Origin of the sequence: Cohnella candidum (assembly GCF_003713065.1) — a bacterium.
GTDB classification, from domain to species: domain Bacteria; phylum Bacillota; class Bacilli; order Paenibacillales; family Paenibacillaceae; genus Cohnella; species Cohnella candidum.
In genome coordinates this window covers 3,966,718-3,992,756 of sequence record NZ_CP033433.1, presented here as the reverse complement: position 1 = coordinate 3,992,756, position 26,039 = coordinate 3,966,718, and the positions used below count along the sequence as shown (strand labels likewise).

Annotated in this window: 27 protein-coding genes and 1 pseudogene; 17 read left to right on the top strand and 11 right to left on the bottom strand. The window is 57.4% G+C overall.

Annotated elements, in window-relative coordinates:
* Window positions 1-2: 2 nt before the first annotated feature.
* Together EAV92_RS18255 and EAV92_RS18250 are read left to right on the top strand one after the other, a co-directional pair.
* Window positions 3-1,199, top strand: a complete 1,197-nt coding sequence (locus EAV92_RS18255) for a LuxR C-terminal-related transcriptional regulator (RefSeq protein ID WP_164472842.1) — start codon at window positions 3-5, stop codon at window positions 1,197-1,199.
* A 90-nt stretch (window positions 1,200-1,289) separates the two neighbouring features.
* Window positions 1,290-1,742, top strand: coding sequence for a DUF2269 family protein (locus EAV92_RS18250; protein ID WP_123042419.1), 453 nt, complete (start codon window positions 1,290-1,292; stop codon window positions 1,740-1,742).
* 63 nt (window positions 1,743-1,805) lie between these two features.
* Here the strand turns inward: EAV92_RS18250 and EAV92_RS18245 are convergent, their stop codons facing one another.
* Together EAV92_RS18245 and EAV92_RS18240 are read right to left on the bottom strand one after the other, a co-directional pair.
* A complete protein-coding gene (locus tag EAV92_RS18245; protein WP_164472841.1) occupies window positions 1,806-2,255 on the bottom strand; it encodes a PAS domain-containing protein in 450 nt (149 codons plus the stop codon).
* Window positions 2,252-3,079, bottom strand: a complete 828-nt coding sequence (locus EAV92_RS18240) for an alpha/beta fold hydrolase (RefSeq protein ID WP_123042417.1) — start codon at window positions 3,077-3,079, stop codon at window positions 2,252-2,254. Before EAV92_RS18240 ends, EAV92_RS18245 begins: the two co-directional genes overlap by 4 nt.
* A 159-nt stretch (window positions 3,080-3,238) precedes the next feature.
* On the opposite strand from EAV92_RS18240, the gene EAV92_RS18235 reads away from it, so the two are divergent.
* The 4 genes from EAV92_RS18235 to EAV92_RS18220 all read left to right on the top strand — a co-directional run bounded on the left by EAV92_RS18235 (window position 3,239) and on the right by EAV92_RS18220 (window position 6,850).
* Window positions 3,239-3,928, top strand: coding sequence for a C40 family peptidase (locus tag EAV92_RS18235; RefSeq protein WP_123042416.1), 690 nt, complete (start codon window positions 3,239-3,241; stop codon window positions 3,926-3,928).
* 194 nt (window positions 3,929-4,122) lie between these two features.
* Window positions 4,123-5,214 (top strand): GGDEF domain-containing protein, encoded by a 1,092-nt coding sequence (locus EAV92_RS18230; RefSeq protein ID WP_123042415.1) that lies wholly within the window; start codon window positions 4,123-4,125, stop codon window positions 5,212-5,214.
* Between the two features lie 118 nt (window positions 5,215-5,332).
* Complete coding sequence (locus tag EAV92_RS18225; RefSeq protein WP_123042414.1) at window positions 5,333-6,529, top strand: ParM/StbA family protein; 1,197 nt, start codon at window positions 5,333-5,335, stop codon at window positions 6,527-6,529.
* 9 nt (window positions 6,530-6,538) lie between these two features.
* The gene (locus EAV92_RS18220; protein WP_123042413.1) at window positions 6,539-6,850 is read left to right on the top strand and encodes a hypothetical protein; all 312 of its coding nucleotides are present in this window, start codon (window positions 6,539-6,541) and stop codon (window positions 6,848-6,850) included.
* A 179-nt stretch (window positions 6,851-7,029) separates the two neighbouring features.
* Here EAV92_RS18220 and EAV92_RS18215 read toward each other — a convergent pair whose 3' ends face one another.
* A complete protein-coding gene (locus EAV92_RS18215) occupies window positions 7,030-8,616 on the bottom strand; it encodes a glycosyl hydrolase family 18 protein (RefSeq protein ID WP_123042412.1) in 1,587 nt (528 codons plus the stop codon).
* Between the two features lie 213 nt (window positions 8,617-8,829).
* Window positions 8,830-9,219 carry a rhodanese-like domain-containing protein gene (locus EAV92_RS18210; protein WP_123042411.1) on the bottom strand — a complete coding sequence of 130 codons (390 nt, stop codon included), beginning with the start codon at window positions 9,217-9,219 and terminating at the stop codon, window positions 8,830-8,832.
* A gap of 386 nt (window positions 9,220-9,605) precedes the next feature.
* Here EAV92_RS18210 and EAV92_RS18205 point away from each other — a divergent pair, with 386 nt between their 5' ends.
* Window positions 9,606-10,190: a flagellar hook assembly protein FlgD gene (locus EAV92_RS18205; protein ID WP_123042410.1), complete on the top strand. Its 585-nt coding sequence runs from the start codon at window positions 9,606-9,608 to the stop codon at window positions 10,188-10,190.
* 213 nt (window positions 10,191-10,403) lie between these two features.
* Here the strand turns inward: EAV92_RS18205 and EAV92_RS18200 are convergent, their stop codons facing one another.
* Window positions 10,404-11,633, bottom strand: coding sequence for an MFS transporter (locus EAV92_RS18200; protein ID WP_164472840.1), 1,230 nt, complete (start codon window positions 11,631-11,633; stop codon window positions 10,404-10,406).
* 184 nt (window positions 11,634-11,817) lie between these two features.
* Here EAV92_RS18200 and EAV92_RS18195 point away from each other — a divergent pair, with 184 nt between their 5' ends.
* Both EAV92_RS18195 and EAV92_RS18190 read left to right on the top strand, forming a co-directional pair.
* Window positions 11,818-12,726: an ArsR/SmtB family transcription factor gene (locus EAV92_RS18195; RefSeq protein WP_164472839.1), complete on the top strand. Its 909-nt coding sequence runs from the start codon at window positions 11,818-11,820 to the stop codon at window positions 12,724-12,726.
* Window positions 12,727-12,756: 30 nt separating this feature from the next.
* Window positions 12,757-13,470: a DNA alkylation repair protein gene (locus EAV92_RS18190; protein ID WP_123042407.1), complete on the top strand. Its 714-nt coding sequence runs from the start codon at window positions 12,757-12,759 to the stop codon at window positions 13,468-13,470.
* A gap of 93 nt (window positions 13,471-13,563) precedes the next feature.
* On the opposite strand, the gene EAV92_RS18185 is transcribed toward EAV92_RS18190, so the two are convergent.
* From EAV92_RS18185 to EAV92_RS18170, 4 genes are all read right to left on the bottom strand, one after another.
* Window positions 13,564-13,815, bottom strand: coding sequence for a transporter (locus EAV92_RS18185; protein ID WP_420888787.1), 252 nt, complete (start codon window positions 13,813-13,815; stop codon window positions 13,564-13,566).
* A 257-nt stretch (window positions 13,816-14,072) separates the two neighbouring features.
* A complete protein-coding gene (locus EAV92_RS18180; protein ID WP_123042405.1) occupies window positions 14,073-14,462 on the bottom strand; it encodes a GIY-YIG nuclease family protein in 390 nt (129 codons plus the stop codon).
* 11 nt (window positions 14,463-14,473) lie between these two features.
* Window positions 14,474-15,235 (bottom strand): DUF2087 domain-containing protein, encoded by a 762-nt coding sequence (locus EAV92_RS18175; RefSeq protein ID WP_123042404.1) that lies wholly within the window; start codon window positions 15,233-15,235, stop codon window positions 14,474-14,476.
* A gap of 130 nt (window positions 15,236-15,365) precedes the next feature.
* Window positions 15,366-16,913, bottom strand: coding sequence for a methyl-accepting chemotaxis protein (locus tag EAV92_RS18170; protein ID WP_123042403.1), 1,548 nt, complete (start codon window positions 16,911-16,913; stop codon window positions 15,366-15,368).
* Window positions 16,914-17,071: 158 nt separating this feature from the next.
* Between EAV92_RS18170 and EAV92_RS18165 the strand changes: the two genes are divergently transcribed.
* The 8 genes and pseudogenes from EAV92_RS18165 to EAV92_RS18130 all read left to right on the top strand — a co-directional run bounded on the left by EAV92_RS18165 (window position 17,072) and on the right by EAV92_RS18130 (window position 23,841).
* Window positions 17,072-17,974 (top strand): NAD(P)/FAD-dependent oxidoreductase, encoded by a 903-nt coding sequence (locus tag EAV92_RS18165; RefSeq protein WP_123042402.1) that lies wholly within the window; start codon window positions 17,072-17,074, stop codon window positions 17,972-17,974.
* A 154-nt stretch (window positions 17,975-18,128) separates the two neighbouring features.
* Complete coding sequence (locus tag EAV92_RS18160; RefSeq protein ID WP_123042401.1) at window positions 18,129-18,626, top strand: hypothetical protein; 498 nt, start codon at window positions 18,129-18,131, stop codon at window positions 18,624-18,626.
* A 143-nt stretch (window positions 18,627-18,769) separates the two neighbouring features.
* Complete coding sequence (locus EAV92_RS18155) at window positions 18,770-19,996, top strand: sensor histidine kinase (RefSeq protein WP_164472838.1); 1,227 nt, start codon at window positions 18,770-18,772, stop codon at window positions 19,994-19,996.
* Between the two features lie 4 nt (window positions 19,997-20,000).
* The gene (locus EAV92_RS18150) at window positions 20,001-20,660 is read left to right on the top strand and encodes a response regulator transcription factor (RefSeq protein WP_123042399.1); all 660 of its coding nucleotides are present in this window, start codon (window positions 20,001-20,003) and stop codon (window positions 20,658-20,660) included.
* 101 nt (window positions 20,661-20,761) lie between these two features.
* Window positions 20,762-21,199 (top strand): annotated as a pseudogene (locus EAV92_RS18145) (ferritin family protein).
* 74 nt (window positions 21,200-21,273) lie between these two features.
* Window positions 21,274-21,723, top strand: a complete 450-nt coding sequence (locus EAV92_RS18140) for an RrF2 family transcriptional regulator (protein WP_164472837.1) — start codon at window positions 21,274-21,276, stop codon at window positions 21,721-21,723.
* 74 nt (window positions 21,724-21,797) lie between these two features.
* A complete protein-coding gene (locus EAV92_RS18135) occupies window positions 21,798-22,577 on the top strand; it encodes a DODA-type extradiol aromatic ring-opening family dioxygenase (RefSeq protein ID WP_123042397.1) in 780 nt (259 codons plus the stop codon).
* 82 nt (window positions 22,578-22,659) lie between these two features.
* Window positions 22,660-23,841 (top strand): MFS transporter, encoded by a 1,182-nt coding sequence (locus EAV92_RS18130; RefSeq protein WP_206424234.1) that lies wholly within the window; start codon window positions 22,660-22,662, stop codon window positions 23,839-23,841.
* Between the two features lie 208 nt (window positions 23,842-24,049).
* Here EAV92_RS18130 and EAV92_RS18125 read toward each other — a convergent pair whose 3' ends face one another.
* A complete protein-coding gene (locus tag EAV92_RS18125) occupies window positions 24,050-25,060 on the bottom strand; it encodes an LLM class flavin-dependent oxidoreductase (protein ID WP_123042396.1) in 1,011 nt (336 codons plus the stop codon).
* Window positions 25,061-25,100: 40 nt separating this feature from the next.
* A complete protein-coding gene (locus EAV92_RS18120) occupies window positions 25,101-25,997 on the bottom strand; it encodes a helix-turn-helix domain-containing protein (RefSeq protein ID WP_123042395.1) in 897 nt (298 codons plus the stop codon).
* Window positions 25,998-26,039 lie beyond the last annotated feature (42 nt).

Sequence of the window (26,039 nt, the reverse complement as noted above, 5' to 3'; positions counted from 1 at the left end):
TTATGCTGCCGAAATCGATCATGACCGCACTTGAAGGCATTCTGCCGTCCACGATCGCGACGTCTTCCGGGGATGGGATCCCGAATGTGACGAATTTATCCCGTATCTGGTTCGTAGACGAGGAAACGGTGGCGATCGCCGACCAGCTGCTGCGCAAAACCGCCCGCAATTTGGAAGAGAATCCGTTCGCCATGATGCGGGTCGTGGATCCCCATAGTTACCTTCATTGGGAAGTGGAAGTCCGCCGCCTTCTTTCGGAAACGGAAGGCGTTCTGTTCGATCGGATCGCGCGCGATCTTCGCGCCGTCGCTTGGATGGCCGGAGAAACCGAGCCCGTACCGCTTCGCTCGGTGATCGTATTCCGCGTGCTGTCCGTACGTCCTTGCGAAGAGGAGTTCGGCCGTTCCATTTCCCGGAACGAACGTTTCGGAGAGCTGCTGGAGGAGCTGTCCGAGCGTCTGAGCTGGAGCCGTTCCTCATTCTGGATTCCGGACGGATCATCCGGCGGTAATCTGCGGCTTGCCGCATCACGCGGATTGCCCGCGGGCAAGGAAGCGATGGAAGCGCTGAAGCCGATGAAGCGAATCGCGGGTCTCGTACAAGCGGACAAACGCGCCGTATTCTTCCGGAATATCCGCTCCCAGCTGCGGTATCTTCACACGATCCGGCATGAGGCCGGGGAGCCGGGCCGGCCCAAATCCGATTACCTGGGCGCGCAGCCGGACCGGGAGCTTGCGACCAGCTTCGCCGGCTGTCCGCTGTTCGCGGGCGATCGCCTCGCGGGCATTCTATGCGGCGAAGCCACGACGGCCGACGCGGATACCTTCGACCGCATCGAGGAGGGCTTCCTAAAGCTGCTGGGCGCCCGATTGGGGGAAGCGGCGGCGATGACCGAATCGATGCCGCCGGAGGAAGCGCGAGCCGCTTTCCGCCAAGCGATCGAGCGGGCGTCCATGGAATGGGCGCGCCAGGCCGATCCGTTCCATACCGTGCTCAGCCCGAGAGAGCGGCAAGTGTCCGTTCGGGCTGCCCAAGGGTGGACGAACGAAGAGATCGCCCAATCGCTGTTCATCAGCAAGAGGACGGTCACGACGCATCTGGAGCGCATCTACCAGAAGCTGAACGTCGGTTCCCGTTCGGCTTTGACGCGATATGTCATGGAGAAGAACTTGCATGCGGAACCGGAAGAGGGAAGCTGACCTCGGGAATACGTAATCCTACCGATACCGCCGCCGCAGGGACGCCGTTATGCTAGGGAGGATTCTTATTCCATAAGGCGGGTGTCCTTCATGCAATGGCTGGTTTTGATCCATGTATTATCGGCGGTGCTCGGGCTCGGTCCGGCGTTCGCTTTTCCGATCGCGATGAGGAAAGCGGAGTCACACCGGGAGATGGCCCACATCGTCCGGCTGGTGAGCCGGATGGAAATGTTCCCGAAAATGTTCGGCACGCTTGCCGTCGTTTCCGGACTGCTGCTCTTCTGGCTCGGTTCTTACGGAACTTGGCTGCAAGTCTGGATTCTCGGAACCTTGCTCGTCTATGTCGTCGTGGAGATCTTGGTCATCGGCTTTCTGAATCCCGCTGCGGGCAAATTGAACCGTTTGCTGGAGGAGGAAGCGGCGGTTGGCGCACAGTCGCCGTCGTCCGCCGTTTCCGCATTATACGAGCGCGTCCGGAACCTTCATCTGGGGGCCGGGCTGCTTAGTTTGGTGATTTTCGCTTTGATGATCTTGAAGCCATGACGAGTCCAGCCAAACGAGAAAGAACCGTCGGTTCCGACGGTTCTTTCTCGTTCTGACATTCCTCTAGCTTCCGCGTACGCGTTCAACTTGATTCCGCAAACGGAGAAGCTCCGCTCTTGCTTTCTCGGCTGCCTGCTCGGAAGCCCCGATTTGTTTTTCGTATTCGATGATCCTGCGCATGGGAAAGAGAATGCATTCGTTCATGTCGCCCTCTTCCGTCTCCATCCTCGAAGCATTAAGCAAAACAGGGAAATCTTGGCCCGATTTCATGCGCAGGTTGAGGAACATTTCTTCGACCTTATGATTCAATTTGATGAGCGGCTGGAAATAAATTTGAAACACGGCTCTGCTGGAGACCGTCAGCAGCGAGCCGAAAGGACGTCCCGTCAGCTCGCCGGGCGAATAGCCCAGCATTTCATGCAGAGTCGCATTGGCCGCCGTGAGAATCATATCATTGGCGAACGCTGCGTAACCGCATGGAGCACGTTCGAGCCGCGCATCAAGGGGAGTCACGATACACCTTTAGCTAGCGGACGAACGTCTGTCTCTGCCAAATATTCGTTTATTTTCCGGACGGTCTCTTCCGGGTGACTGACATGTGGGCAATGTCCGGTGGCTTGCATCACAACCAGCTCGCTGTTTGCCAGATGGCTGCAAAGGTAAGTGCCGACCGTTAACGGGGTGATCGCATCGTCCGTGCATTGCAAGATCAGCGATGGAACGGTCACGTCGGGCAGAACGTCGCGATGATCCGAGAAGAAGGTCGCGATGGCAAACCGGCGCGTGATATCGGGATCGGACGAACAGAAGCTTTTTTCGAGTTCCGTGCTGAGGTGCGGACGATTCGGATTGTTCATCACGAGCGGTGCCAGAAAACGCGCCCACCCTCCGTCGTTCCTGTTCATCAAATCGAGCAGCCCGAGCAGATCGGCTTTCTCGAACCCCCCGAAATAGTCGGGCGGGTCGTTCAAATAACAAGGCGAAGGGCCGATCATGATCATCTTTCCGAAGCGGTCCGGTTCGCGTATCGAAGCGAGCAATCCGATCATGCCGGAGACCGAATGGCCGACGAATATCGCGTCTTTCACTTCCAATTCTTCGCAAACGTCCAGCAAATCCTGGACATAGCCGGAGAGCGTGCAATATTTATCGATATCGTAAGCGTTCGTATCCGACTTGCCCGACCCGACATAATCGAACAGGACGATCCGGTAATCTTTAGCAAAAGCGGGGGCAACGAAACGCCACATCGTCTGGTCGCATCCGAATCCATGCGCGAAAATCATGTGGCGCTTTCCATTGCCGTATACGTTGACGTTGTTCCGGGCAAGGATCATGGCTCTCTGAAGCTCCTTTTGACTAGGTGTCGGGGTGCCGCCTAACAAAACAGCACTATGTATTAACCTTGTCGCAACGCGCCGAAACGCGGCTGGATATATTTTAGCAAGGAAACCTCCCTATGAATCTAGTTATAATCGCCCATAGGGAGGGATTTTATGAAGAAGAAGAATATCGTTTCCATGGCAGTGTTGTCGCTGGTATCGCTCGCCATCTCGGCAACCGCATTCGCGCAGACCGCTACGGTGAAGAGCGGCGTAAATTTCCGTTCCGCGCCTTCGCTCAACAGCACCGTCTATCAAATGCTGAAAACGGGCACCGTCGTCGACGTCCAAGAGAAGGTCAACAGCTATTGGGTGAAAGTTTCCGTGAACGGCAAAGTCGGATACTTATCGCCTAACTATATTACGTACACACAGGCTGCTCCTGCACCGGCACCGACTCCGGCACCCGCGCCGGTTTCGACGTCGTCCGCGGCCGCACGCGTCATCCAGTACGCGAAAGACCTCAAGGGCATTACGCATTACAAATACAATGCGAACAACGCACCTACGCTCATGGATTGCTCGTCGTTCACGAAATACGTTTTCGGCAAAGTAGGCGTTTCCCTCAAATGGGGAACCCGCTACCAGAAGGATGCGGGCAGGTTCGTCGCGAAGAGCTCGCTCGCTCCGGGCGACTTGGTGTTTTTCCGTGTCGGCTCGTCCACTTCGATCGGACATGTCGGCATCTACCTCGGCAACGGTCAGTTCATCCACAATTCTCCGTCCTTTGACGGCGTGGGCATCTCCAGCATGACCTCCGGTTACTGGAGCACCCGTTACGTGACGGGACGCCGGGTTCTCTAATCCGTGGAGCCATCTTCAAAATAACTGGAGCCCCCGTACTGCGGATCTGCCGCGGTCGGGGGTTTCTTCATATGCTCCCGGAGTCCCAGCCGCATATTAGGTGAAAAGGCTTACATCAACGACTTCCTTTTCCGATATATCCGATATACTGAGTAGAATCAGTCGGCACTTCACAGCGAAGCGAGGCAGAATCGATGACCGAGTCCTACTTCGAAAACGAAAAGCGAACGTTCACCCGAGATATCCTCACTACGCTTTGGCGAGTGATCGTCCTATACGCGGTCGTTACGGGTGCCAACAGCTTCGTCACTGCTTACGACCAAGGCCTGTTCCTTCGAGACGTAGTTTTCATCCCGGCGCTGGAAATGGTTCTGCTGTGCGGCTTGCTCGAACTCTGCTTCCGTTACGTGCGCACCGGAATGGATTTCGTTTTGCTCGCAGGCGTCAATTTGCTGGTCAGTCTGATCATCCTGGCCCTCTATGAACTGCCGATGAGCGTTTATTTGCTCATTTTTCCTCTGCTTATTTCGCTCTTTTATTTCAGCGGGCGGCTGATCGCGTTCGCCGTGCTGCAGGGCTTGGTGACGCTGGCGCTGCTCTACTGGCTTTCTCCTCACTTGAGCCGGATGCTCACGGTGTCCAATGCGATGCTCGCGGCAGCTATGCTGGCGGGTACGGCCATGGTGATCAACAGCTTGAGAAAAAGAATGTTCAGCCTGGCGAATAACCTCGTGAGCGCAACCGAGGAGAAGCAGAAACTGCTGATGCAGAACGTCGAAATGGAGAGAAACAGCCGGATCGATCCCGTCACGAGGCTGTACAACCATAAATCGTTTCACGAGCACCTCGGCAATATTCTGGCTATGCAGGCTTCCGCGTCCATGGACGTTCACCTGGCGTTGCTCGACATCGATAATTTCAAGGTCATCAACGATACATATGGGCACGCAGCAGGCGACGTCATCATCAAATTCGTGGCGGACCGGATTTCGGACCGTCTCGAGGCGGATGATTTCGCTTCGCGCTACGGCGGGGAAGAGTTCGGGATTATCTGCGTGGAGAAGAACGGCGCCCGTTTTCAGGAACAGCTGGAGCGGATCCGGGAGGACATTGCCGCGCAAACGCACGAATTGCTGGACGGGAACCGGGTCACGGTCAGCATCGGTTTTCAGCGCCTTCAGGCGGACATGAGCAAAGAAAAGCTCTTCGAAGCGGCCGACTCTGCCTTGTACGCCGCCAAGCGATCGGGCAAGAACAAGACAGTGCAGGGCTCGACTTTACCATAAAGTACAAGGGTTAAAAAACGTTAACCTCCTTCTGGGACCATAGCGGGATGCGGAATAACACTTCGCATGGCAAAGTAATACCCGGACATAGTCAGCAACACAGAAGGAGAGGCTTTGAATGAACTATCATTTCTTCGTCGGCAACGACAACGGCAACAGCGAACACGACCTCATCATCGACGGCAAACTCATTCAGCAGCCCAACGTCAATTGCATGGTAGACGAGCTCCCCTGGAGCGAAGAGCAATCCCCGGAGAGCTTCATCAAGAACCTTCAGGACCAATTGGTCGTGACGATCGATTCCCCTGCGGCGCGCCCCGGCATGTATTACGTCGGCAAATTCGCGCTGGAGAGCGGCGAAATCCTGGACAACCTGCAGATCGGAATCGATCTGAAATCGGACATGGATCTGCCGGTCGTCAATACGCTCGCGCAAATCGCGGCTATCGCCGTACAGAAGGCATTCGAGGATGAGAAGAAAATCCCGGAACGCGTCGACGTGGAGGCCGACATGGCCACGGCGCTGCCGGTGACCCAGCACACGGACGAAACCTCGGCGAAATTCGAGAAGCGGTTCATGACGGGAACCCATCACGTGACGGTTCATTTGGGCATCCAGCGCGTCACCGTCAATGTGGCGTTTCCGTTCGCGAAAGTCGTACCGGAAGCGACTCCCGTCATTTTCACGCTTCAAAAAGACGGCGAGGGGAATTGGCGGGACGGCGAGATTTTCCGCGAATTCATGGAATCCTACGGGATCGAAAAGAAATTCAACGGCAGCTACTTCAAGGACAAGCGCATCCTTCACGTGGACATCGGCGACGGGTCGACGGAATATCCGATCACCGAAGGCAACAAGTTCCTGAGGCAGTTCGTACATGGCAGCCACCACGGCGCCGGGTACGCGATCGAAGAAGCGCTGGACGAGTTCAACCGCCTGATCCACCTGCCCGACAGCCCCCGGCAGTTCTTCAGCGACGTGATCAAGAATCCGAAACATAAGTATTATGCCCGCGCGATCAAGACGCTCAAGAGGCCGCTCGAAAGCCAGGTCAAACAGATCATGCAAAACGTAAAGCGCCAGCTGACGAAAGCCCGGAACGAGATCGACCTGATCTGCGTGTACGGAGGCGGCAGCATTCTGATGCGTTCCATCCTTCATCCGCAGTTGGCGGAGCTGTGCGAGGAGCGGGAGCTTCAACTGCTGTACATCCCGGCCGAGTACGCCGTTCAGCTGAACGCGATGGGATTGGACGCCTTCGCCCGCGGCAAAATCTACGATGCGCTGAAGAGCAAAGCCTCCCAGACTGCGTAACGTCCATTCATGAAGAAGATCAAGCAGCCGGGCGAAAATTTCAGTCTCAAAACGCGCAAAACCGAAGATCCGCGGGTCATGCAGTGGATCAACGCCCAGACGAATCTGATGGATTCGCTTCGTTACCTGATCGAGAATGAGATCGCGCGCAACGGCGTCCGCAATCTCCAGACCGTCATACCGGCGGAACGGACGTTGCTGCAGGGTTCGCTTCCGCAACAGCCGGCGGAGCTCCCCTCTGCCGCCCCGGACGCTCAGCAGGAACCCGATCTCCCTCCCGACGAAGAGCTGGACGAAGAAGATATCGAGGCGTGGATTTGAATCAAAGGAACACCAAGGAATACAAAGGAATACAAAGTATTACTTAGTATGACGAGTGTTTGCGAAGTGAAGTAATGTGAAATAATCCTTAGTATTACCTAGTCGTACCGAAAGGGGCCGACCCGCCGTATCGAGATGTCGATCGGCGGATCGGCCCTTTTCTTATAGGGAACAATTACTTACGGAGTGCCCAGTAAATCTTTCCCGAGTTGACCGGTCAAGGTCCCGTTCTTATCGGACGTGATGTCCCAGAACATCGCGCCGGCCAGCCCCGTGTCTTTGATGAACCGAGTTTTGTAGGAGAACGATTCGGCGTCGTCGTAACCGATGAACGTGCCGTCTGCCGGGTTGAAGAGCCACGGCGTCTTGGTGCTGTCGTTCCAGTAACGCGTGTAGCCGTTCTTGTTCACGTAATGGTCCTCGATATCGGCGATGTCCAGGGCGCCGGCTTCCCAAGTGCCTTTGGATACGCCTCCGCAGGCCTGGTAGAGTCCGTTGTCGTCGGTCTTGCACTTCGTCCAGCCGCGGCCGTAGAACGGCATACCCATCACCAGCTTGTCGGCGGGTACTCCCGCGTCCAGGAAGTTGTGAACGGTCCCCGCGACGTAGGTGTTGGCGGATCCGGGCGAAGGATCCTTCGGGTCGTAGTAGAGCGGGGAGTTGATGCCGCTGGCGGTATCCCAGCCCCCGTGGTAATCGTAGGTCATGACGTTGATCCAATCGACGACCGAGGAGATCTGATCCAGCTCCGTGTTGTCGATGAAGCTCGTCGAGGCACCCGCCGCGATGGTGAGCAGATAATGCTTGCCGTCGGCTTGGCCGGCGGCGTCCAGCTTCTCGCGAATTTTGCGGAGCAGCAGGGTATAGTTCTGTTTATCTTCCGGGCGATTGATATTGCCTTCCAAGCCGCCCCCTACGGGATATTCCCAATCGAGATCGACGCCGTCGAAGCCCCAGTCGCGGACGAACTTCACCGCGCTGTCCGCGAACTTGGTCCGCGATTCCTCGCTCACCGCAACGTCGGAGAACCATTTCGACCACGTCCACCCGCCTACGGAAATCAGCGTTTGCAAGCGGGGATTGACGGTTTTCAACCGGTTCAGCTGATTGAAATTGCCATGTTTGCAGCCTTCGCTCTCGCAGTCGCCGGGAAACACCTTGTCGGTGTCCGCCCACGGATCGCCGACGACGATTTCGCCGTCTTTGATGTTCGCGAACGCGTAGTTGATGTGGGTGATATTGGAGGCGTCGATATCCGCGACCTGATAATTCCGGTCGTAGATGCCCCAGGAAATATAATAAGCGATCACTTTATAAGCAGGCAGGATGGCAATGGATGAATGGGCGGAATCCCATTCGACGGATTTGCCTGCCGTTTCGGCCGCCCAGCGGAGCGGCACGAACAGCGTCCCGTCCACGAAGCGGGGGGCCGCCGCGAGTTCCTTGGGTTCGCGGTTGACGTAGGCGACTTCGCTGCCCGGGGTCATTTCGATGTACAAGCTGGCTTTGGAAACGCTGAAAGATTCGGCGTCGGAAGCAGGCGCGCGATAGGAGAGCCCGAGAGCCTTGAAAAGCGGTGCTGCTTCGGCGAGAACAGTGCCGCCTTGATGGATCGGAGCTTTGCTGAAGACGACGGGCACCCCGTCAACCGTGACCGTGATGACCGGCGCCTTTGCCTGCGCCGAATCCGCCGCGTAGGCGGGGATGGAAATCAAACTGAGGCATAAAGCGAGAACCCAGGCAGACCAACCTTTCATTTTCTTCATCTCTACCGACTTCCTCCCGCGAAATAGATTGCCTTCCTCCTATTAGGAGTACCATAAATCTATGGGGTTTGGCGGGACAAAAAGCGATAGAGAAAGGGGAAAATCCCATGGGAGAATCTTGTCGCAAGCGATTCGACGAAAAACGGGGCCGTCCCGCCAGGCCCAAACGGACCCGGGAGACGACCCCGCATGACATCGGAAAATGAATGGCCGTTACTCGACCTCGAAGCCGGCCGCCTTCCAGGCTGCCGTCCCCCCGTCTATGTAAGCAACGTCCGTAAAGCCCATCTTTTTGAGCAGGTAGGCGCCGAGTGCCGCTTGTCCGCCCGCTCCGCAGGTCACCAGCACGGGACGGTTGCGGTCGGCCAAGTCCGGATCGCGGAAGTGCTCCGGCAGCTCCAGGTCGGCCCGGATGCCCAGCATGCCGAGGGAAATGTTCTTGCTGCTCGGGATCAATCCGCAAGCGCCTGCGTCCGCGGCGTCCTGCACGTCAATGACGAGCGTGTTCGGGTTTGCTTTGATTTTCTCCCGTGCTTCCGCGGAGCTGACTCCGGGAACGTTCTCGCGGGCTTCTCCAACCATTTGCTTGAAAGTGACGGCCATTTGTACGATTACCTCCTTCAAGATAAAGGCTCCGTCTATCATAACACGGGGCTGAAAAACATTTCCAGCGAGAGAGCGGGATATTGGACGCGGATAAAACGGGTGCTCGGATAATCTTCATACAACCGCAACGGAACTCAGAGGCCTTATTCCTTGCATTTGACCCCATTTGAGATGCTAACGGAACTCAGCGCCGCTATTCAGCAACTTTGAGGCCAATTCTTCGTAAACGTCGAACAATAACGTCGCTGAATTCCGTTAGCTTTGTTTTAGAAGCTATTTTCGCTGAATAGCGCCTCTCAGTTCCGTAAGCCTCTACTGCCGCGCAACCATTGCCTCCTTAGCGTCGTCTGAATAGACAGACTTCTTGAGGAGGCATATATAAAATGAGAAAACTGGCTTTAGGCGTGTTGTGCGCCGCCGCGCTCACCGTCACGACCGTCGCTTCGATTTCGCCAATGGGAGCATCGGCAGCGGGAGTTACCGGCGCAACGAAAGTCATCGCATCCGCCCAATCGGCCGGCTGGGTCGAGAGCGTCACGGACTCCAGAGGCGGGGGAACGTTCGCGCAAGTGCCGTTCAACGTGCAATACGGCTCGGACAACACGCCGGCGGGCTTCCATTTCAACTTCAAGGGCATGGAGGACGGTTCTCTGTATCTTCGCGCGCCCGTTGCCTTCACGATCCAAATCACGAACGCCAAGACGAAGAAAGTCGTTTGGACCGGCAAGACACCTGTCGTTGCCGCCGGCGATTTCTCTTCCTGGAAGAAGTTCATGACCCTGGATTTCAAATGGGATCAGAAGGACGCCAAAGGCAAACGCGTCGCACCGGGCGACTATAAGGCGAACGTGATCGGGCCGGTAACCATTTCTTACTCGAAGGAGCCGGATTCCAAAATCCTCACGCAGACGTTGAATCTTTCGACCCTAAACCGCGGCGGAGTGGACATCCATATCAAGACGAAGTAACCGTGACGATTATAGGCAAGAGGCCGCTCAGGTAATGAGCGGCTTTTTTAAGTAGCGCACAATTACTTAATTCCGGGTTCACGCCGGTTCCACGCCCAATAAGTAAACCATGTTTACTAAACTCGGATCCCGCAATCTTTCCAGTGCCAAATAAGTAGTGCACGTTTACTTATCTGCGGTCTCGAGTCGGCTCTACGGCCAGTTAAGTAGTCCTCATTTACTTATCGCGAGACTGGGAGCCGCCTGGCCCATTTGGCGGAACAGGTACAGGCTCAGCACCAGCATGAACAGGCGCACGGAGGCATCGAAGACGAACACGGCAGAGGAGCCGTAACCCTGAGCAAGACCGCCGCCGATTACGTTGCCGATGGGCAGCGAGCACCAGGCCACGATCCGGATGCTCGTCAGCGCCCTGCCCATGATCTCCGGAGGAATCACCGTTTGGCGCATTGTGATAAGCGTAATGTTCCAGACGGACACGGTCAAACCGGATAACGCGAAAGCCGACACGAGCAAAATCAGGTTCGACGTCGCAGTCAGCACGAGCGGAGGGACGAGCATGAACAGCAGCACGCCCGCCAGTATCTGCTTCATGGTGAGACGCTTCTTGATCTGCCCATAAACGATCGAGCCGATCACGGCTCCCGCGCTCCAGCCCGCCATGATCCAACCCGTCACGTCCGAGTTTAGCACCAATTCCTTCTGCAACTTGAACAGTAACGCCACGCTCGTCGCCGGGATGGCCAGATTGGCGAGCATGGAGAAGATGCCGGTCGTCCGAATCAACTTATGATTCCATACGTAAGCGAACCCTTCGCCGATTTCCTTCCGGAGTCGGCGTTTTGTCGTGGGCACCGTCTGCGGTGATTCGGTCCTCCGGACTTTGAGAATCGTGGCGACGGAGATCAAGTAAGTGACGGTCGTGAGCAGCAACACTTGGCTCCCTCCCAGCCAGGCGAGCAGGGTGCCGCCGAGCGCGGGACCGAGCACCTGGCTGAGCGAGCTGCCGCTCTGCAGCGCGCTGTTGGCGCCGCTCAGTTTGTCCACCGGAACGATCTGTGGCAAGTAGGCGCCGTAAGCGGCGTCGAATATGGCGGCGAAGGCGCTGAGCACTGCTTGTACGACGAACAGCAGGATGACCGGCGTGTCTCCGGTCAACGCGATGGAGACCGGCAGCGCGGTCATCGTAAGCAACCGGCCGAGATCCGCGGCGATCATCATCTTGCTGCGGCTGAAGCGGTCCGCCCACACGCCTGCCGGCAGGGACAACGACAAATAAGGGATGAACCCGACGGCGAACGCAAGACCGGTGCTCGCGGCCGAGCCGGTTTTCTGCAGCAGCATCCAGGGGATGGCGAACATCGCGATTGCCGCGCCGAATTGCGCCAGCGTCTGGCCCGAGGCGAACCAGATAAACATGCGGTCTTTCCATATTGAAGTCATGAGGGCTTCCTTCTTTCTCGGAGGAAAAGTATGTAAGATAGCCAACATATTATACCCTATTTAACGAAATGTAAATAAGTTCGTCAAAAAACGAACTAAATATAATTTCGGTTCGCATTGACGACGCACCCCCTCGTTCGATACGATGGATGAAGAAAATAACCTCCATGTAGGAGCGACGCTCATGCAATTGGAATTCGTTTACCGGGAAGCCGACGAACTCATCAACAGCTTCTATACATACACTTGTCCCAGCGTATTCCGGCGTTCGGAGCGCGATAAAAAATGGCGAACGGAGATCGAGCGCCAATTGCCCGGTGATTTCAAGCGCGCGGTCGACGAGGACGAGACGTTCACCAAGAGTTTGGGGCTTGTCCATTTCCTCATCCAAGCCGGTCCATCCCCGGAAGCCAAAGCGTTCATCGACTGGCTGGGCGAGAGAAGCGCCGGGGAAATCTACGAATTCCTGTCTCCCCACATGAAGCAGTTTCCCGAGGAACTCGGAACGTTCCGGGATAAGCTCGTTTACTATTTGTCGGCCTGGTATGAAATTTACTTCCGCCAACTCGATCCCCGCATATCGGAGGAACTCCGGAAGGAGACGGAGGCGCGCAACCTTCAGTTGCGGGAGGTCACGGATAAGGACGCTTTCGTAGAGGAAGTGACGAACGGGCTCGTTTTCGAACCGCAGCCCCATCTGAAGAAGCTGGTTCTAACGCCGCAATACCACGCCAGGCCGCTGAACTGGATTTTCCTTTTCGACAGCTTGACCTGGTGCCATTATGCGTTCGATGCAGCCGGCCAGAATGACGAGAACGAGCCTTCCGCCTTGCTGAGAGAAGCGGCTAAAGGCTTGTCGGACGTGAACCGGCTCAAAATCCTGCGCTTTCTCCGAAACGGACCCCGCAGCTACACGGAGGTGGCCAAACATATCGGTCTCGCCAAAAGCACGGTATACGAGCACATGCTCATCCTGCGGTCGGCCGGCTTGATTCGCACCAACGTCGTATGTGATTCCGCGTCTACTTACGCCCTTCGCCGCGAAGGCATCGCCAAGTTGAACAAGGAACTGGAGCAGTGGCTCCTTCCTTAATCCCGGCACAACCGAAAACGGAGGTGCGACATGACGACGGCACTTCAAGAGGTCATGGATAAACTCGAAAGTATGGGTTCGGAGCAGACGAAAAGGACTTTTCGGAACCACGGGGCGCATGGCTCCGTCTTCGGCGTGAAAGTCGGGGATCTGAAGAAGCTGGTGAAGGACGTGAAGAAAGACCAGCAGCTGGCGCGGGACTTGTACGCGACCGGCAACAGCGACGCGATGTACCTGGCCGGCTTGACGGTGAATCCGAAAACCGCGACCAAGGAGATGCTTCAGGAATGGGCGCGGTCCGCGGGCTGGTACATGATCGCCGAGTACACGGTCGCCTGGATCGCGGCGGAAAGTCCGTACGCGCTGGAACTGGCGCGGGAGTGGATCGAATCGCCGGATGAGATGGTCGCCACGGCGGGATGGAGCACTTACGCGAACTACCTGTCAATCACGCCGAACGAGTTGCTGGACTTGGACGAACTCCGGGGTTTGCTAAAGCGGGCGGAAGAGACGATTCATCAGGAACGGAGCCGGGTGCGATACAACATGAACAGCTTCGTGATTGCCGTCGGTTCGTATGTGCCGGCGTTGTTCGTGGATGCAATGGAGGCGGCGGAGCGGATCGGAAAAGTGGACGTGAATGTCGGGCAGACGGCTTGCAAAGTGCCGCCGGCGGCGGACTACATCCGCAAAGTCGAGGAAATGGGCCGCACGGGCAAGAAGAAGGAAACGTGCATTTGTTGAGTGCTGGCCACTTGACTTAAAGTCGGCCCCGCACAGGAGAAAAGAGCCTGCTGCGAGGCTCTTTTTGGCCGAGGGAAGACCGCCGGGGTCCGTTTAGAAACAGGTAAAAGATCGGATGATCCGCAAATCGATTCCGAAATACGACCATCGGAAGCCGAACCAACGGTACCCGGCGACCGAATTCGGCCCGACGAAGGTCGGGAAGAACCAGAATTGCTGGCCGTTGACCAGCCATACGTATGTGTTCCGATACAGGCACCGGCGGATGCCGCCGGGGTCAACCGCAAAAGGCTGGGCGGACATCTGCGGGACAAACTGGGGCGGAGGCGCCGTCGGCCCTTGCATCTGTCCACCCGGAAAACCTCCACCCGGGAATCCGCCGCCCGGGAATCCGCCGCCCGGGAAGCCTCCCCCAGGAAAGACTCCTCCAGTGGCTCCCCCTCCCGGGAACCCTCCACCCGGAAAAAATCCCATATTCGCACTCGCTCCTTCATCATAGGCTGAAACATCATATGCAGGAGCGGAGGCGGGGACTTGGGCGGGTGACCCGAGCCTCGCAAAAACGGAACAAAACCCGGCCGTAGGGGCCGGGTTCGACGCGTTCAGGACTTCGTTTTCTGTTTGTTATAACCTTGATCCCCATAAGGCTGCAGCTTCTCCAGCCACAGCTCCAACAGTCCCTCCAGCTCCTTGCGGCACTTGGCCAGCTCTTCCGGAGTGGGCTGCGCATCTTCCAGCGGCTTCAGCTCATCCAGCACCTCAAAGACGAAACGCCCGCCGCCGTATTTCCGCCAATCTTCCTTAAGCTCATGGAAGGGCGGCTCCAGCCCGCCCATGAACGTCACGCGGTTCCGCATGCCGTTCAAATCCATTGCGCTCCCCACGAAAATTTTGCCGTTTTCGAGATTGCGGATTTGAAAAATGCCCATCGGGCGAAAAGATTGCGCGAAAGCGTTGGACAGTTCCTTTTTCCTCTGTTTTTCGATCGTCATTGCTGTTCCTCCTATTTCTTAAGCCAATACTGGCTGCCGTCCGCCAGCCGGTCCATATATCCGTATTCGATCAAGTATCTGCGCAGCGTCGCGAAATCCGCGAATCTCTCTTTGAGCAACGCGTTGACTTCTTTCTCCGTATAGCGGCGGTTCTCCTCGAACATCCGGGCGAGGTGGCGGAGGATGACGATTTTCCGCTTCTCTTTTTTGGGGAATTCGGATAACGGGCCGTCCGGCCCCTGTTTGAAGTAATTTTTCAGGATTTCCGCATTTTCTTTCTCGGTGATTTCGTATCGTTGGTCCACCATCGTCGCCGTCCTGTGAATGGGAATGAACCGGTTCTGCCGGTTAACGCGCGTATCGGCCAGTTCCATGATCGCCAAAAACACTTTGGCTTGCTTCATCCGCTCCCGCAGCGCGAAACGGTGGTTGCGGATGGTGGAGGTGCTGCCGCCGCCCGACTCTTTGACGATTTCGTTGTCGGACATGCCCGAATGGAACATTTGGAGCAGATTTTTCTGCAGGTCCGTCAGGCCCGTCAGTTTCTTGTCCAAGCCGAGCAGGAACTCGAACATTGAGCCATGCGCTTCCTCCACGTGGATCCGGGCGAACTTGCCCGCCTCGTATAGTCCGCCTTCGAAAGGGTAGATAACGCCCTGAATGAACTTCTCTCCGCATGCCAGACAGGTGAAAGACTCCGACTCGGCGTCGAAAGTAAAGCCTTGCTTCAACTCGTTGAGCGGCACTTCCCAGAATAATTCGGTTACTTGCATGGATAGATCAACTCCGATAACGCAATTGAATTATATAGACAGTTTAATTTATTGTCTATTTAATATCAAGCGCCGTGACCCGCTGAAAAACAAAAAAGGCTCTCCGCGAGGGGAGAGCCCGAGTCCAGCCTTATTCTTCTTTCACTTTTTCCATGATCAGCCCGAGATCGCCCGATGATGCTTGAAGCTGCCGGGCGGATTCAAGGATGCCGTCCATCAGGGCCAGCTGTTCCTCCGTCATGGCGTTCAACTGACGCGTCTGCTCCGCGTAATCGAAGGCGCTGCCGGACATTTCGCCGAGCGAGGCCGCGACCTGCTGGGAACCCGCGGCAATCTGCTGGGCGACGGCCGAAATGTCCTGGACGTGTTCGGACACCCGTTCGGACAGCTCGAGCAGGCTTTCGAACGATTCACGGGCCGCTCCCACGATCGCCAGTCCTTGCCTGACGTCCTCTTTCGCCCGTTGAATGGATTCGACGGAGCCCTGAGAGTCGGACTGCATCTGAAAGATGAGCTCGTCGATCCGTTCCGCCATTTCCCGGGATTGCTCCGCGAGCTTGCGCACCTCGGAAGCGACGATGGAGAACCCGCGTCCTTGCTCTCCCGCGCGGGAAGCTTCGATCGCGGCGTTCAGCGCGAGCAGGTCGGTCTGCCTTGCGATGCCTTTGATCGCGGCGGCGATGACGCCGATTTCCTGGGAGCGTTCGGACAACGACTGCGCCGCTTCATCCGATTGGCCGACCGAACGCTCGATGTTCGCCATCTGGTTCGAGATGTCCCGGATGGAATCGTTGCCGGCAGAGGCTTGGATCGCCGATTCCGCCGCGGTGTCCGCAACTCCTGCCGACGAATCGGCAATCCGGGTTACGCCCGCCGCGATCTCCTGCATGGCTCTCGTGCTGTTTTCCGATTCCATCACCTGGTTCTCGGTACGGGTCGCAATTTGCTGAATGCGGGACGCCATGGCGTGGTTGGTCTCGGTCGCGCGGGAGGAATGGCCGGACAGCTCCTGTGCCGTATGGACGATTTGAGAGGAAGCTGCGGACAGGCGCTCCACGATGTCGCGCACGGCGGCTTGTTTTTCCTCCCGATTTTCCTGCTCAATGTCTTGCCGGATCCGAACCGTCGACCGGATTAGAAGGATGGTGGCTCCGGAAGCCAGAACCAGGAAGAACGCATGGATGCAGACCATCTCGAACGAGTAGCTGTCGGCGCCGAACACGATCTCCGGGCGGAACAGATAGCCGGCCAGGTGCTGCACGGTGAAGATCGCCGTCATGACCAGAATCAGAGAAACGCTTTCATAATAGGCTAGAATGGCGACGACCATGAAAATCGAAAAATGCAGCTCGACCTGGCCCCCGCCGCCTGCGATGGTGGAAATGCTGCAGAAGGTCAAGGTGACGGTATTCAGCAAGGGAAGCCAGGGATGCGCCCGGTTCTTCAGATAAAGCGCGAAGCCCGCGGCAAGCGTGACGATGGGAATGGAGAGAATGAGGTTCAACAGGAGGGCGAACCGGCTGGAATATTCGGGTCCGGTGAAGTCCATGCCGTGCATGCCATGCATCGCGGAATGGGAGAACGCGTCCAATCCCCGGTGGAGCAGGTGAAACAAGAGCGAAATGAGGAGTGTAACGGAAGCGATCTGCAGGATAAACCGGTTTTTGCGCTGAATCATAGGTGGCCTCCCGGGTGACTTTTGTGTGAAGGAGAAAATTCGACGCGATTCCACAAAATCCCTTTCGAATGCCGACTCGTTTTTTTCCCGGAGATGGAAAGGGTACAATGGGGATATACATATCGTAGTGCGAGTTCTCGCGATGATCTGGAGGAGTGATGGGAATGCTCGATTGCGCGATCGTCGGCGGCGGGCCGGCCGGCCTCAATGCCGCTTTGGTTTTAGGAAGGTCTAGACGAAACGTCGTTCTGTTTGACGATAACCGGGCGAGGAACGGAGTGACGCGTGAAGCGCACGGGTTCGTGACGCGGGACGGCATACCCCCGAGCGAGTTTCGCAGAATCGCCCACGAGGAGCTCGCCCGGTATCCGACCGTGCGCGTGAAGAATACCCGGGTGAACGACGTGCGCAAGACGGGCTCGGCCATTCAGCTGACCGCAGCGGACGGGGTGGTCTATCAAGCCCGCAAAGTGATTTTGGCCACAGGGCTGAAAGAGGACCTGCCCTCCGTGCCGGGAATCCGTTCCTTCTACGGAACGAGCCTCTTCAGCTGCCCGTACTGCGACGGCTGGGAACGAAAAGACGAACCGCTGGTCGTCATTTCCGAAAGCCAGCACGCCTTCGACATGGCGAAAACCGTGTACGCGTGGAGCCGGGATCTCATTCTGTGCACGAACGGATATTTCGTCGTGTCCCGGGAAGAGAGGAAGCAGCTGGAGGCCAAAAACATCCGGTTGTATGAGCAGAAAATCCGGGAACTGGTCGGAGTGGACGGTCAGCTGCGGAAGGTCGTGTTCGAGGACGGAACGGAAGAGCGCAGGACGGGGGGATTCGTGGTCTCCGTCTGGTCCTACCCGACCGACTTCGGGCGGGCGTTAGGCTGCGAGTTGAACGAACACGGCGGGATCGCGACAGGCGATTTCGGCAAAACGAGCGTCGAAGGCGTCTTCGCGGCCGGCGACGTCTCCAATATCGTGCCGGCACAGCTGGTCGTGGCCGCTGCGAGCGGAAGCCGGGCGGCGATCGGCATCAATTCGGAACTCATCGAAGAAGATTTCTAGCGTCGAACGGGAGCTGCCTGATCCAAGGGATCGGGCGGCTTTTTTTGTCGGAGCTTCGGGTACATTTTCCTGTTTTCCCTTGACGCGAACTCACATACAATGAAATTGAAAGCGCAGCCAGAGCGATCACGATCACAATCCCGAGCATGAGGTGATGGACGTGGGTACCCGCTTGTTGTCGGAGGCGTTGATCAAGAAGCATCATCCCCATCTGAGGTACGTAAGGATCCATACGTCGGGGAAAAACGCGGTCGTCATTTACGCCTGGAACGAAAACCTGGAGCTGCCGGAAGCCGACAGGCTGGCCCTCCGAAGATTCGCCGCGGGATATTTGCCTCCCTATCTCTGCTGCCAGGTAAAGCCTTACTCTATGGTCCGGGAGGACGGGGTGCCGAGCGAGCCGGAAGTGCCGGACAGCGTCCGGGAAGCGGCGATGAACCGGAACTTGGACCAACGGGCGATACTCACGCTGATTAACGGCATGTTCACGGGAGGGGAAATGAGCTTCGACCATTATGACGGGGGAACGGGCACGATCTATTTTCGAGTACGTTCCGGCGGCAAAGTCACCGATGTCGAGAGGGAGCTCATTCGCCAGTATCTCTATGAAGTCGTGCCCATCGGCTCTTATTACGAAGTTGCGTATTCATAGATCGAGTAAGGAGAGGGGCGGACGCGTGTCCGCCTCTTTGTTTTGCGGGAGGCAAGACCGCTCCTAAAAGGCGGTAGATTTGATGGAACCGATGGACTTATACTGGATGAATGGAAAACGGGACAAAGGACGGTGACGACCGATTGGCATCCAAGATGAAGCCGCAATGGCACTGGTTCGTTACCGTCGTCATCGCGATGCGCGCGGTATGGTTCGTCGGCGGCCTGAACGAGCTGCACTTCCAATCCAAGCATTTTACCGAGACGACGGGCATTCATTGGGACAGAAGCACGATCTGGCTGGTAACGGCGGGCTTCGCCCTTTCCTTCGCCGTGCCGCTGTCGCTCTTCCTCATCCGCAAGGTCCCCACGTGGGTGCCTCCGCTGGCGGAACTGGTCATTTCGGGCGGGATGTATCTGTTCTACTCCAAGAGCGTCGGAGGCGGATTCGATTTCTACAACGTGCCGATCCTGACGCTCGGATTCATCAGCATCCGTTGGTCGGCCGTTTGGTCGGGCATTGCCGGCGTCGTGTTCATGCCCGTACTGGCCGGCTGGATTTGGGGGTTCTCGCTCTCCTCGGTCGGCGATGAAATTTTCAACCTGGCCGTTCTGTTCGGGATCGGCTTCTGTTTCCAGCGGCTCGTGGATTCCTATCAGAAAATCAACGGCATGTACGGCATCATCCAGGAGCAGAACCAGACGCTGGAGCTCTATTCGAAGCAAATCGAGAAGCTGACCTTGGCGGAAGAGAGAAACCGGCTGTCCAGGGATTTGCACGATACCGTCGGTCACACGTTTACGACGACGATCATGGGCATGGACGCGGTTTACTATTTGATCGACTTATCTCCGGAGGAAGCGAAGAAAAGCCTGCGCGAGCTGCTGCAAGTCACCCGGGGCGGGCTCGACGAGGTAAGGAGGCACATCCACCAAATCGCGCCCGAGAAAGACGAACAGTCGCTTGCCGCCGCGCTGGGCCAGATCGGCAGCGAGTTCGCGCTGCATACGGGCACGGCGGTCGAGTTCGACGTCATCGGAGCGGAATATGCCGTCTCCGAACAAGTTCGCTGGGCGTTCATCCGCTGCCTGCAGGAGTCGCTTACCAACGCGAAGAAGCATGGGGCGGCAACCCGGGTGGGCGTGGAGCTTTCGTTCGGGCGGAGCTCGGTCAAGCTCCGCATCGCGGACAACGGCAGAGGAACGAGCGAACTAGTCCGAGGGTTCGGGCTGCAGGCCATGCATGACCGGATGGCGAACCTGAACGGGACGCTGGAGGTCGAGTCCAATCCCGATCGGGGTACGATCGTCGTGTGCGAGGTGCCGGTCGTGAAAGTAGGGCAGTTGGAGTGGAAGCGCGAGGGGGCGTGAGAAAATGGAACGGATTCGAGTGCTTATCGCAGAGGACCAAGAGCTGATCCGCAAGAGCCTGGGCATCGTACTCGGAATGGCCGAAGGCATCGAGATCGCCGGCATGGCCGAGAACGGCAAGGCGGCCGTGGACAAGGCGGGCGAACTGCAGCCCGACTTGGTACTGATGGATATCCATATGCCGGTCATGGACGGGGTTGAGGCGACCGCGGAAATCAAGCGGCGGTGGCCGGACGTGAAAGTGATCATGCTGACGACGTTTCAGGAGGTGGAGTACGTCGTCTCCGCGTTAAACGCCGGCGCGGAAGGGTACATTTTGAAAGCGATCGACCCGACCGACCTGGCAGGCGCGATAAGGTTGGTGCACCGCGGGGAGACGATGATCACCCGGGAGGTAGCGAAAGCGTTATTTTCCCGTACGATGAACGAGCGAGACCGCCATCCCGTTCCGGAGAAGACGAAGGATTCCGAATACGGACTGACGGACCGGGAACTTCAAGTGCTGCAGTACATTTCGGAGGGATTGGCGAACCGCAGCATAGCGGAGAGGATGTTCCTGTCCGAAGGGACCGTGAAGAACTATATTTCGAGCATCTACTCCAAGCTCAACGTCCATAACCGGGCATCCGCGATGCGGAAGGCGTCGGAGGAAGGATTGTTTTAAAAAGGGGGCCTGCCGATCGCGGGCCTTTTTTCGTTCCTCCGCATAGATTGGTATGCGGGCTTCCGCCCAGAGAGGCCAAACGTGAAGGAGGAATGAAAGGCATGTATGAATATTATCCGTCGATTTACGACCGGTTTCCGGCCAACCAAGGGCTGTTAAACGATATCGCCAAGGCGATCAACGGGGAATACAGCGCCATCGCGTGTTACGAGAGATTGTCGAAGCTGGCGCCGGATGCGGATACGAAGCAGCGGATTTTGGAAATCCGGCAGGACGAGATCCGGCATTACCAGCATTTCTCCCAGATTTACTTCCGGCTGAGCGGCCATTAACCGACCCCTCAGATCCAAGAGGGATGTCCGGCCGATTATATCGCCGGGTTGGACTTCGCCTTCAAAGATGAGCAGGAGACGGTCGACTTTTACCATGAAATCGCCGATAAGGCGGACGATCCGCACACCCGGGAGGCTTTCCGGCGCGCGGCGGCGGACGAACAGAACCATGCCGTCTGGTTTCTGTATTTCATGACGCGACGCTAGTCTGGCCCAGCTTTGCACTCCCTTACTTGCCAATGGCGGCCCGGTTAGGCCACAATAGAAGCGAGGTGAAGTTCATGGCCCCAGTCAAATCTCAAAGTTCCTTGACGCCGACGGCTTTCGGCCTCGCGATCCAAGCGCTGGTCTTCCTGTCGGCTTCCGATAACGTTTGTCCCAGCCAGCAAATCGCCCAGAACATGAAATCGGGCACGACGTTCATGCGCAGGATGATGTCCCCGCTCGTTCGGGCGGGGCTCGTCGAGGCGCGGGAGGGTAGGGACGGAGGCTATATTCTCGCCCAGCCGGCCGACCGGATTACGGTCGCCGACGTCTACCGCGCCGTGCAGATGAGCGATCCGCTCAAGACGGGCCTGCTGGAGTCGACGACCGATTGCCCGAACGGACAAGCCGTCAAATCGGTGTTCCGCGAAATGACCGATCAGACGGAGAATAGCATGCTGGAAATCTATGCACGCTATACGATAGCCGATATTGCGGCCCGGGCGGCCGCGTCGCTTGCCCGATAAAGCTCCGGCTTGACTCGGGTTTCTTTTCCGACTATACTGTGCTTAATTCAAGTTCAGTTTGGGGGTTCAAACTTATGATTCCATCCCTATTCATAGCCCATGGCTCGCCGATGGTGGCCATTGAGCAAAGCGAATACGCGCAATTCCTGGAGCAGCTGGGCCGTACGTTTCCGCGCCCCAAAGCGATCGTGTTGTTCTCCGCGCATTGGGAGAGCCGCGTCCAAATGGTCAGCGAAATCGACGACTATTCGATGATTTACGATTTCGGGGGATTCCCGAACGAGCTTTATCAGGTGGTTTATCCGGCTAAAGGCGATAAGGAATTGTCCCGGCAAATTCAGCAGCTGCTGACCGACGCGGGGATCGAAAATCGCGCCGAAACGAAGCGCGGGCTCGACCACGGCTCGTGGACGATCCTGAACCGGATCTACCCGAATGCGGACATTCCGCTCATCGCCATGTCGGTCAATCCGGATCTGACTCCCGAGGAGCAGTACCGGATCGGCCAGGCGCTCGCCCCTTTGCGGGAACAAGACGTTCTCATTATCGGCAGCGGCGTGACGGTGCACAATTTCGGCTTGTTCGGCGTTCAGGATAAGGCGGCGGTGAAGGCTTTGGCCGTCGGTTTCGAGCAATGGCTTAAGGATCACATGGTGCAATGGGACCTCGATTCCTTGTTCCGTTACGAAGAGCTTGCGCCTTATGCCAAAATCGCGGTGCCTCCGCAGGCGAAGGAGCATTTCGTGCCGATCTTCTATGCGATGGGTGCGGCGGATGAAGAGCGCAAGACGGAGATGATCCATCTGAGCCTCATGATGGATGCATTCACCAACAGCGTTTATCAGTACGGATGATGGCGTATCGCGAATAAGCGTGTTACCATGTGAAAAGTGGCTCCGGGAGCCACTTTTCATTTTGTTTTCGGGGGAATAGAAAGTGAAGGCCATCTCCGCGCAATATCGCTTCATCGTTTTGCTTCTAGTCGTCGTCGTGGCGGGTATGAGCCAAGGCCTGCTGCTGCCGCTGTTGTCCATCCTGTTGGAGCGGTCAGGCGTATCCTCGGATATGAACGGGATCAATTCCGCGGCTTTGTATATCGGTATATTTTGTACGATGTTTTTCGTGGAGAAGCCGGTGCTGCGGTTCGGATATAAAAAGGTGATTTTGGCGGGCATCGGGTTGGTGGCGGTTTCCATGCTGCTGTTTCCGGTGAGCCAATCTTTAGGTTTGTGGTTCGTCCTTCGGCTGCTGATCGGCATCGGGGACAGTTCCTTGCACTTCGCCACGCAGCTGTGGATCGTCAGCTCCAGTCCGGCGGACCGGAGAGGGCGTTACATCTCGCTGTACGGCATGGCATACGGGGTCGGGTTCAGCGTGGGCCCGCTGGGGATCAACTTGCTGCCGTTCGGCCAGGCTGTGCCGTTCCTGGTCAACGGGGTATTCTTCCTGACTGTATTGCTGCTGTTGTTGCGGATTCCGAACGAACACGTCGAACGGGCGGGCAAGTCGGAGTCGTCGGAGAACCGGTTCGTCCGGACGTACCGGCTGGCTTGGTTCGTGCTGATTCCGAGCTTGCTGTACGGGCTTATGGAAGCCTCCATGAACAGCAGCTTTCCGCTGTACGGCCTTCGCATCAGTTTGCGTGAGGACTGGATTTCCTTGCTGCTGCTCGCATTCGGTATCGGCGCCCTGGTGCTGCAGCTGCCGTTGGGCATGTTGAGCGACCGGATCGGCCGCAAACCGGTGCTCGTCGGCTGCGCCGTGATCGGATCGGCGGCATTTCTGTGCGTTCCGCTGGCCGGCAGTTCGCTTGCGCTGCTGTTCCTGTTGTTCGCCGTCGCCGGCGGGGTGGTGGGCTCGTTCTATTCGCTCGGCCTGGCCTACGCCGCCGACATCCTGCCCCGGCCGATTCTGCCCGCGGCGAACGTGATCGCTTCGATCCACTTCAGCATTGGCAGCGTGATGGGCCCTATGCTTGGAGGATACGGGATCCGCTATGTCTCGATTCACAGCATCTTTTTGTTCTTGGGATTCGCGTTTTTGGGTTTTGCGCTGCTGGGGTTTTTGTTCCGTCCGCGGAAGGTGGAGGCCGGGGTGGAAGCGGGCGTGGCTGGGTGAAGAGGGGAATCGCATGTCTAAAAGTCGCCTGACTCGGGTATCCCGTTCGCTCATGTTCCGCGATTCCGTCGAAATAGCGCGCCATCCGCGCTATTTGGCACGCACTTTCGAAATCGCAACGAAATAACGCGCCACCCGCGCTATTCGGCACATCACCAAAGATAGAGGAAAAAAAGGGCAGAGCTCAACGAGCTCTACCCTTTTTGAGTTAGCCGAGAACGGTCTCGGCGAGGATTTGATACGATTTCAACCGGTCTTGATGGTCGAAAATTTGCGCGGTAACGATGATCTCGTCGGCCTTCGTTTCCTCCAGATACGCGGGAAGCTTCTCGCGGATCGTGTTTCGGTCCCCGATGATCGCGTAACGGAGCATGGACTCCACCATCATTTTCTCTTGTTCGGACCACAATCCGTCCATGCTATCCACCGGGGGCTTGAGCTGGCCGGTCCGGCCGCGGATGATATTCAAAAACTGCTGCAGAGGAGAGGTCGCCAGCCGGCGGGCCTCTTCTTCCGTTTCGGCGGCAATGACGTTCATGCCGACCATGACGTACGGCTTGGCGAGGTCCTTGGAGGGCTGGAAGTTGCTGCGGTAGAGCTCCAAGGCAGGCAACAGGTACTCGGGCGCAAAATGGCTGGCGAACGCGAACGGAAGTCCCAGCCGGGCCGCCAATTGGGCGCTGAATCCGCTGGAGCCGAGCAGCCAGATCGGAATGTCGAGACCCTCTCCGGGAATGGCGCGAACTCCAGGCGTGAACGGCTCGAACGAAGGATCGAAATAAGCGCGAAGCTCGCTCAGCAGCTCGGGAAAATCGTCCCCGTTGCTGCCCAGCGTTCTGCGAAGCGCACGGGCCGTCCGCATGTCGGAGCCGGGCGCGCGGCCGAGCCCCAGATCGATCCGGCCGGGGTAGAGCGACTCCAGCGTACCGAACTGCTCGGCGATCACCAGCGGCGCGTGGTTTGGCAGCATGATCCCGCCGGAGCCGACGCGGATTTTCTCCGTGCCGGCGGCAACGTGGCCGATGACGAGCGACGTCGCCGAACTGGCGATGCCCGGCATGTTATGGTGCTCCGCCAGCCAGTAGCGCCGGTAACCCCATTGCTCGGCATGGCGGGCGAGGTCCAGCGTGTTGCGGAGGGCTTCCGCCGGGGTTCCGCCTTCGACGATGGGAGCCAAATCAAGGACGGACAAAGTAATACCGGGTATTCCCGCGGTCATGAGATCAGCCTCCGTTTCGTAGGGTCGTTGTATTAGCATATCAAATTTCCGGCAAGGTTTGCATGCGCTCAGCCCCCGGCTCCGTCTGCCGGTACTGTTTGCGGAAGGCTTTGGGCGTCATGCCCGCGTACCGCGTAAAACAGCGCACGAAGTAAGGGAACGAGCCGAACCCCGTCTCCTCCGCGATGCCGCCGATTTTTCCGTCGGTATGGATGAGCAGCCGTTTCGCTTGTTCGACCCGATGGCGGGTCAAATAGTCGAGCGGCGTGCAGCCGAACGTTCGCTTCATGCAGATGGAAATGTAGTTGGCATGAAAATGCAGCGCCTCGGACAACCGGCGGTAGCCGACTTCCTCGCGGTAATGGTCGCGGAGGAAGGCGGCCGCTTTCTCGGCGACCGCATAATGCGGGCTGTCTGAGGGCGGCTCCGCTTCCTGCTGAAGCTGAAGCAGCAGCTCATGGAACAGCTGTTGCTGCTTCCATCGGGAGACTGCCGACTGCTCATCCTGAAGCGGCAGCAAGCGCCGGATCAGCTCCGGAACGCCGGGCGAGCTCATCCAAGAGCCGTGCGCGGGCAGATAGAACGAGAAGGACTCGATCGGCGAATACGGCTTGCCGTCGTCGATAGCCGACAGCGGCTGCCGCTCTTCCGTCTCGCTCCAACTGCCGACCGTATGAAAATGGATCCAGTAAAAATGCGTTTCTTCGCGGCAAGGCATTCGCGTCCGATGCGGCATGTCCGGCCGCAGGATGACGTAATGGCCGGCGGGCACGTCATGCGCGATGCCGTTTTCCTCGAGAAACAATCCCCCTCTCGTGACGACGAGGAGGTCGAAAACGCCGATTTGCGAGCGGTTGGGATGCGTGCCTCCCACGGGGTAGGTATCTTCTCCGCCCAACGTGATATGGGGCATGGGTGGAGATACGAATCGCAACATTCGGAGCACGCCCTCTCAACTCGTTCATGTCTCTATTGTAAC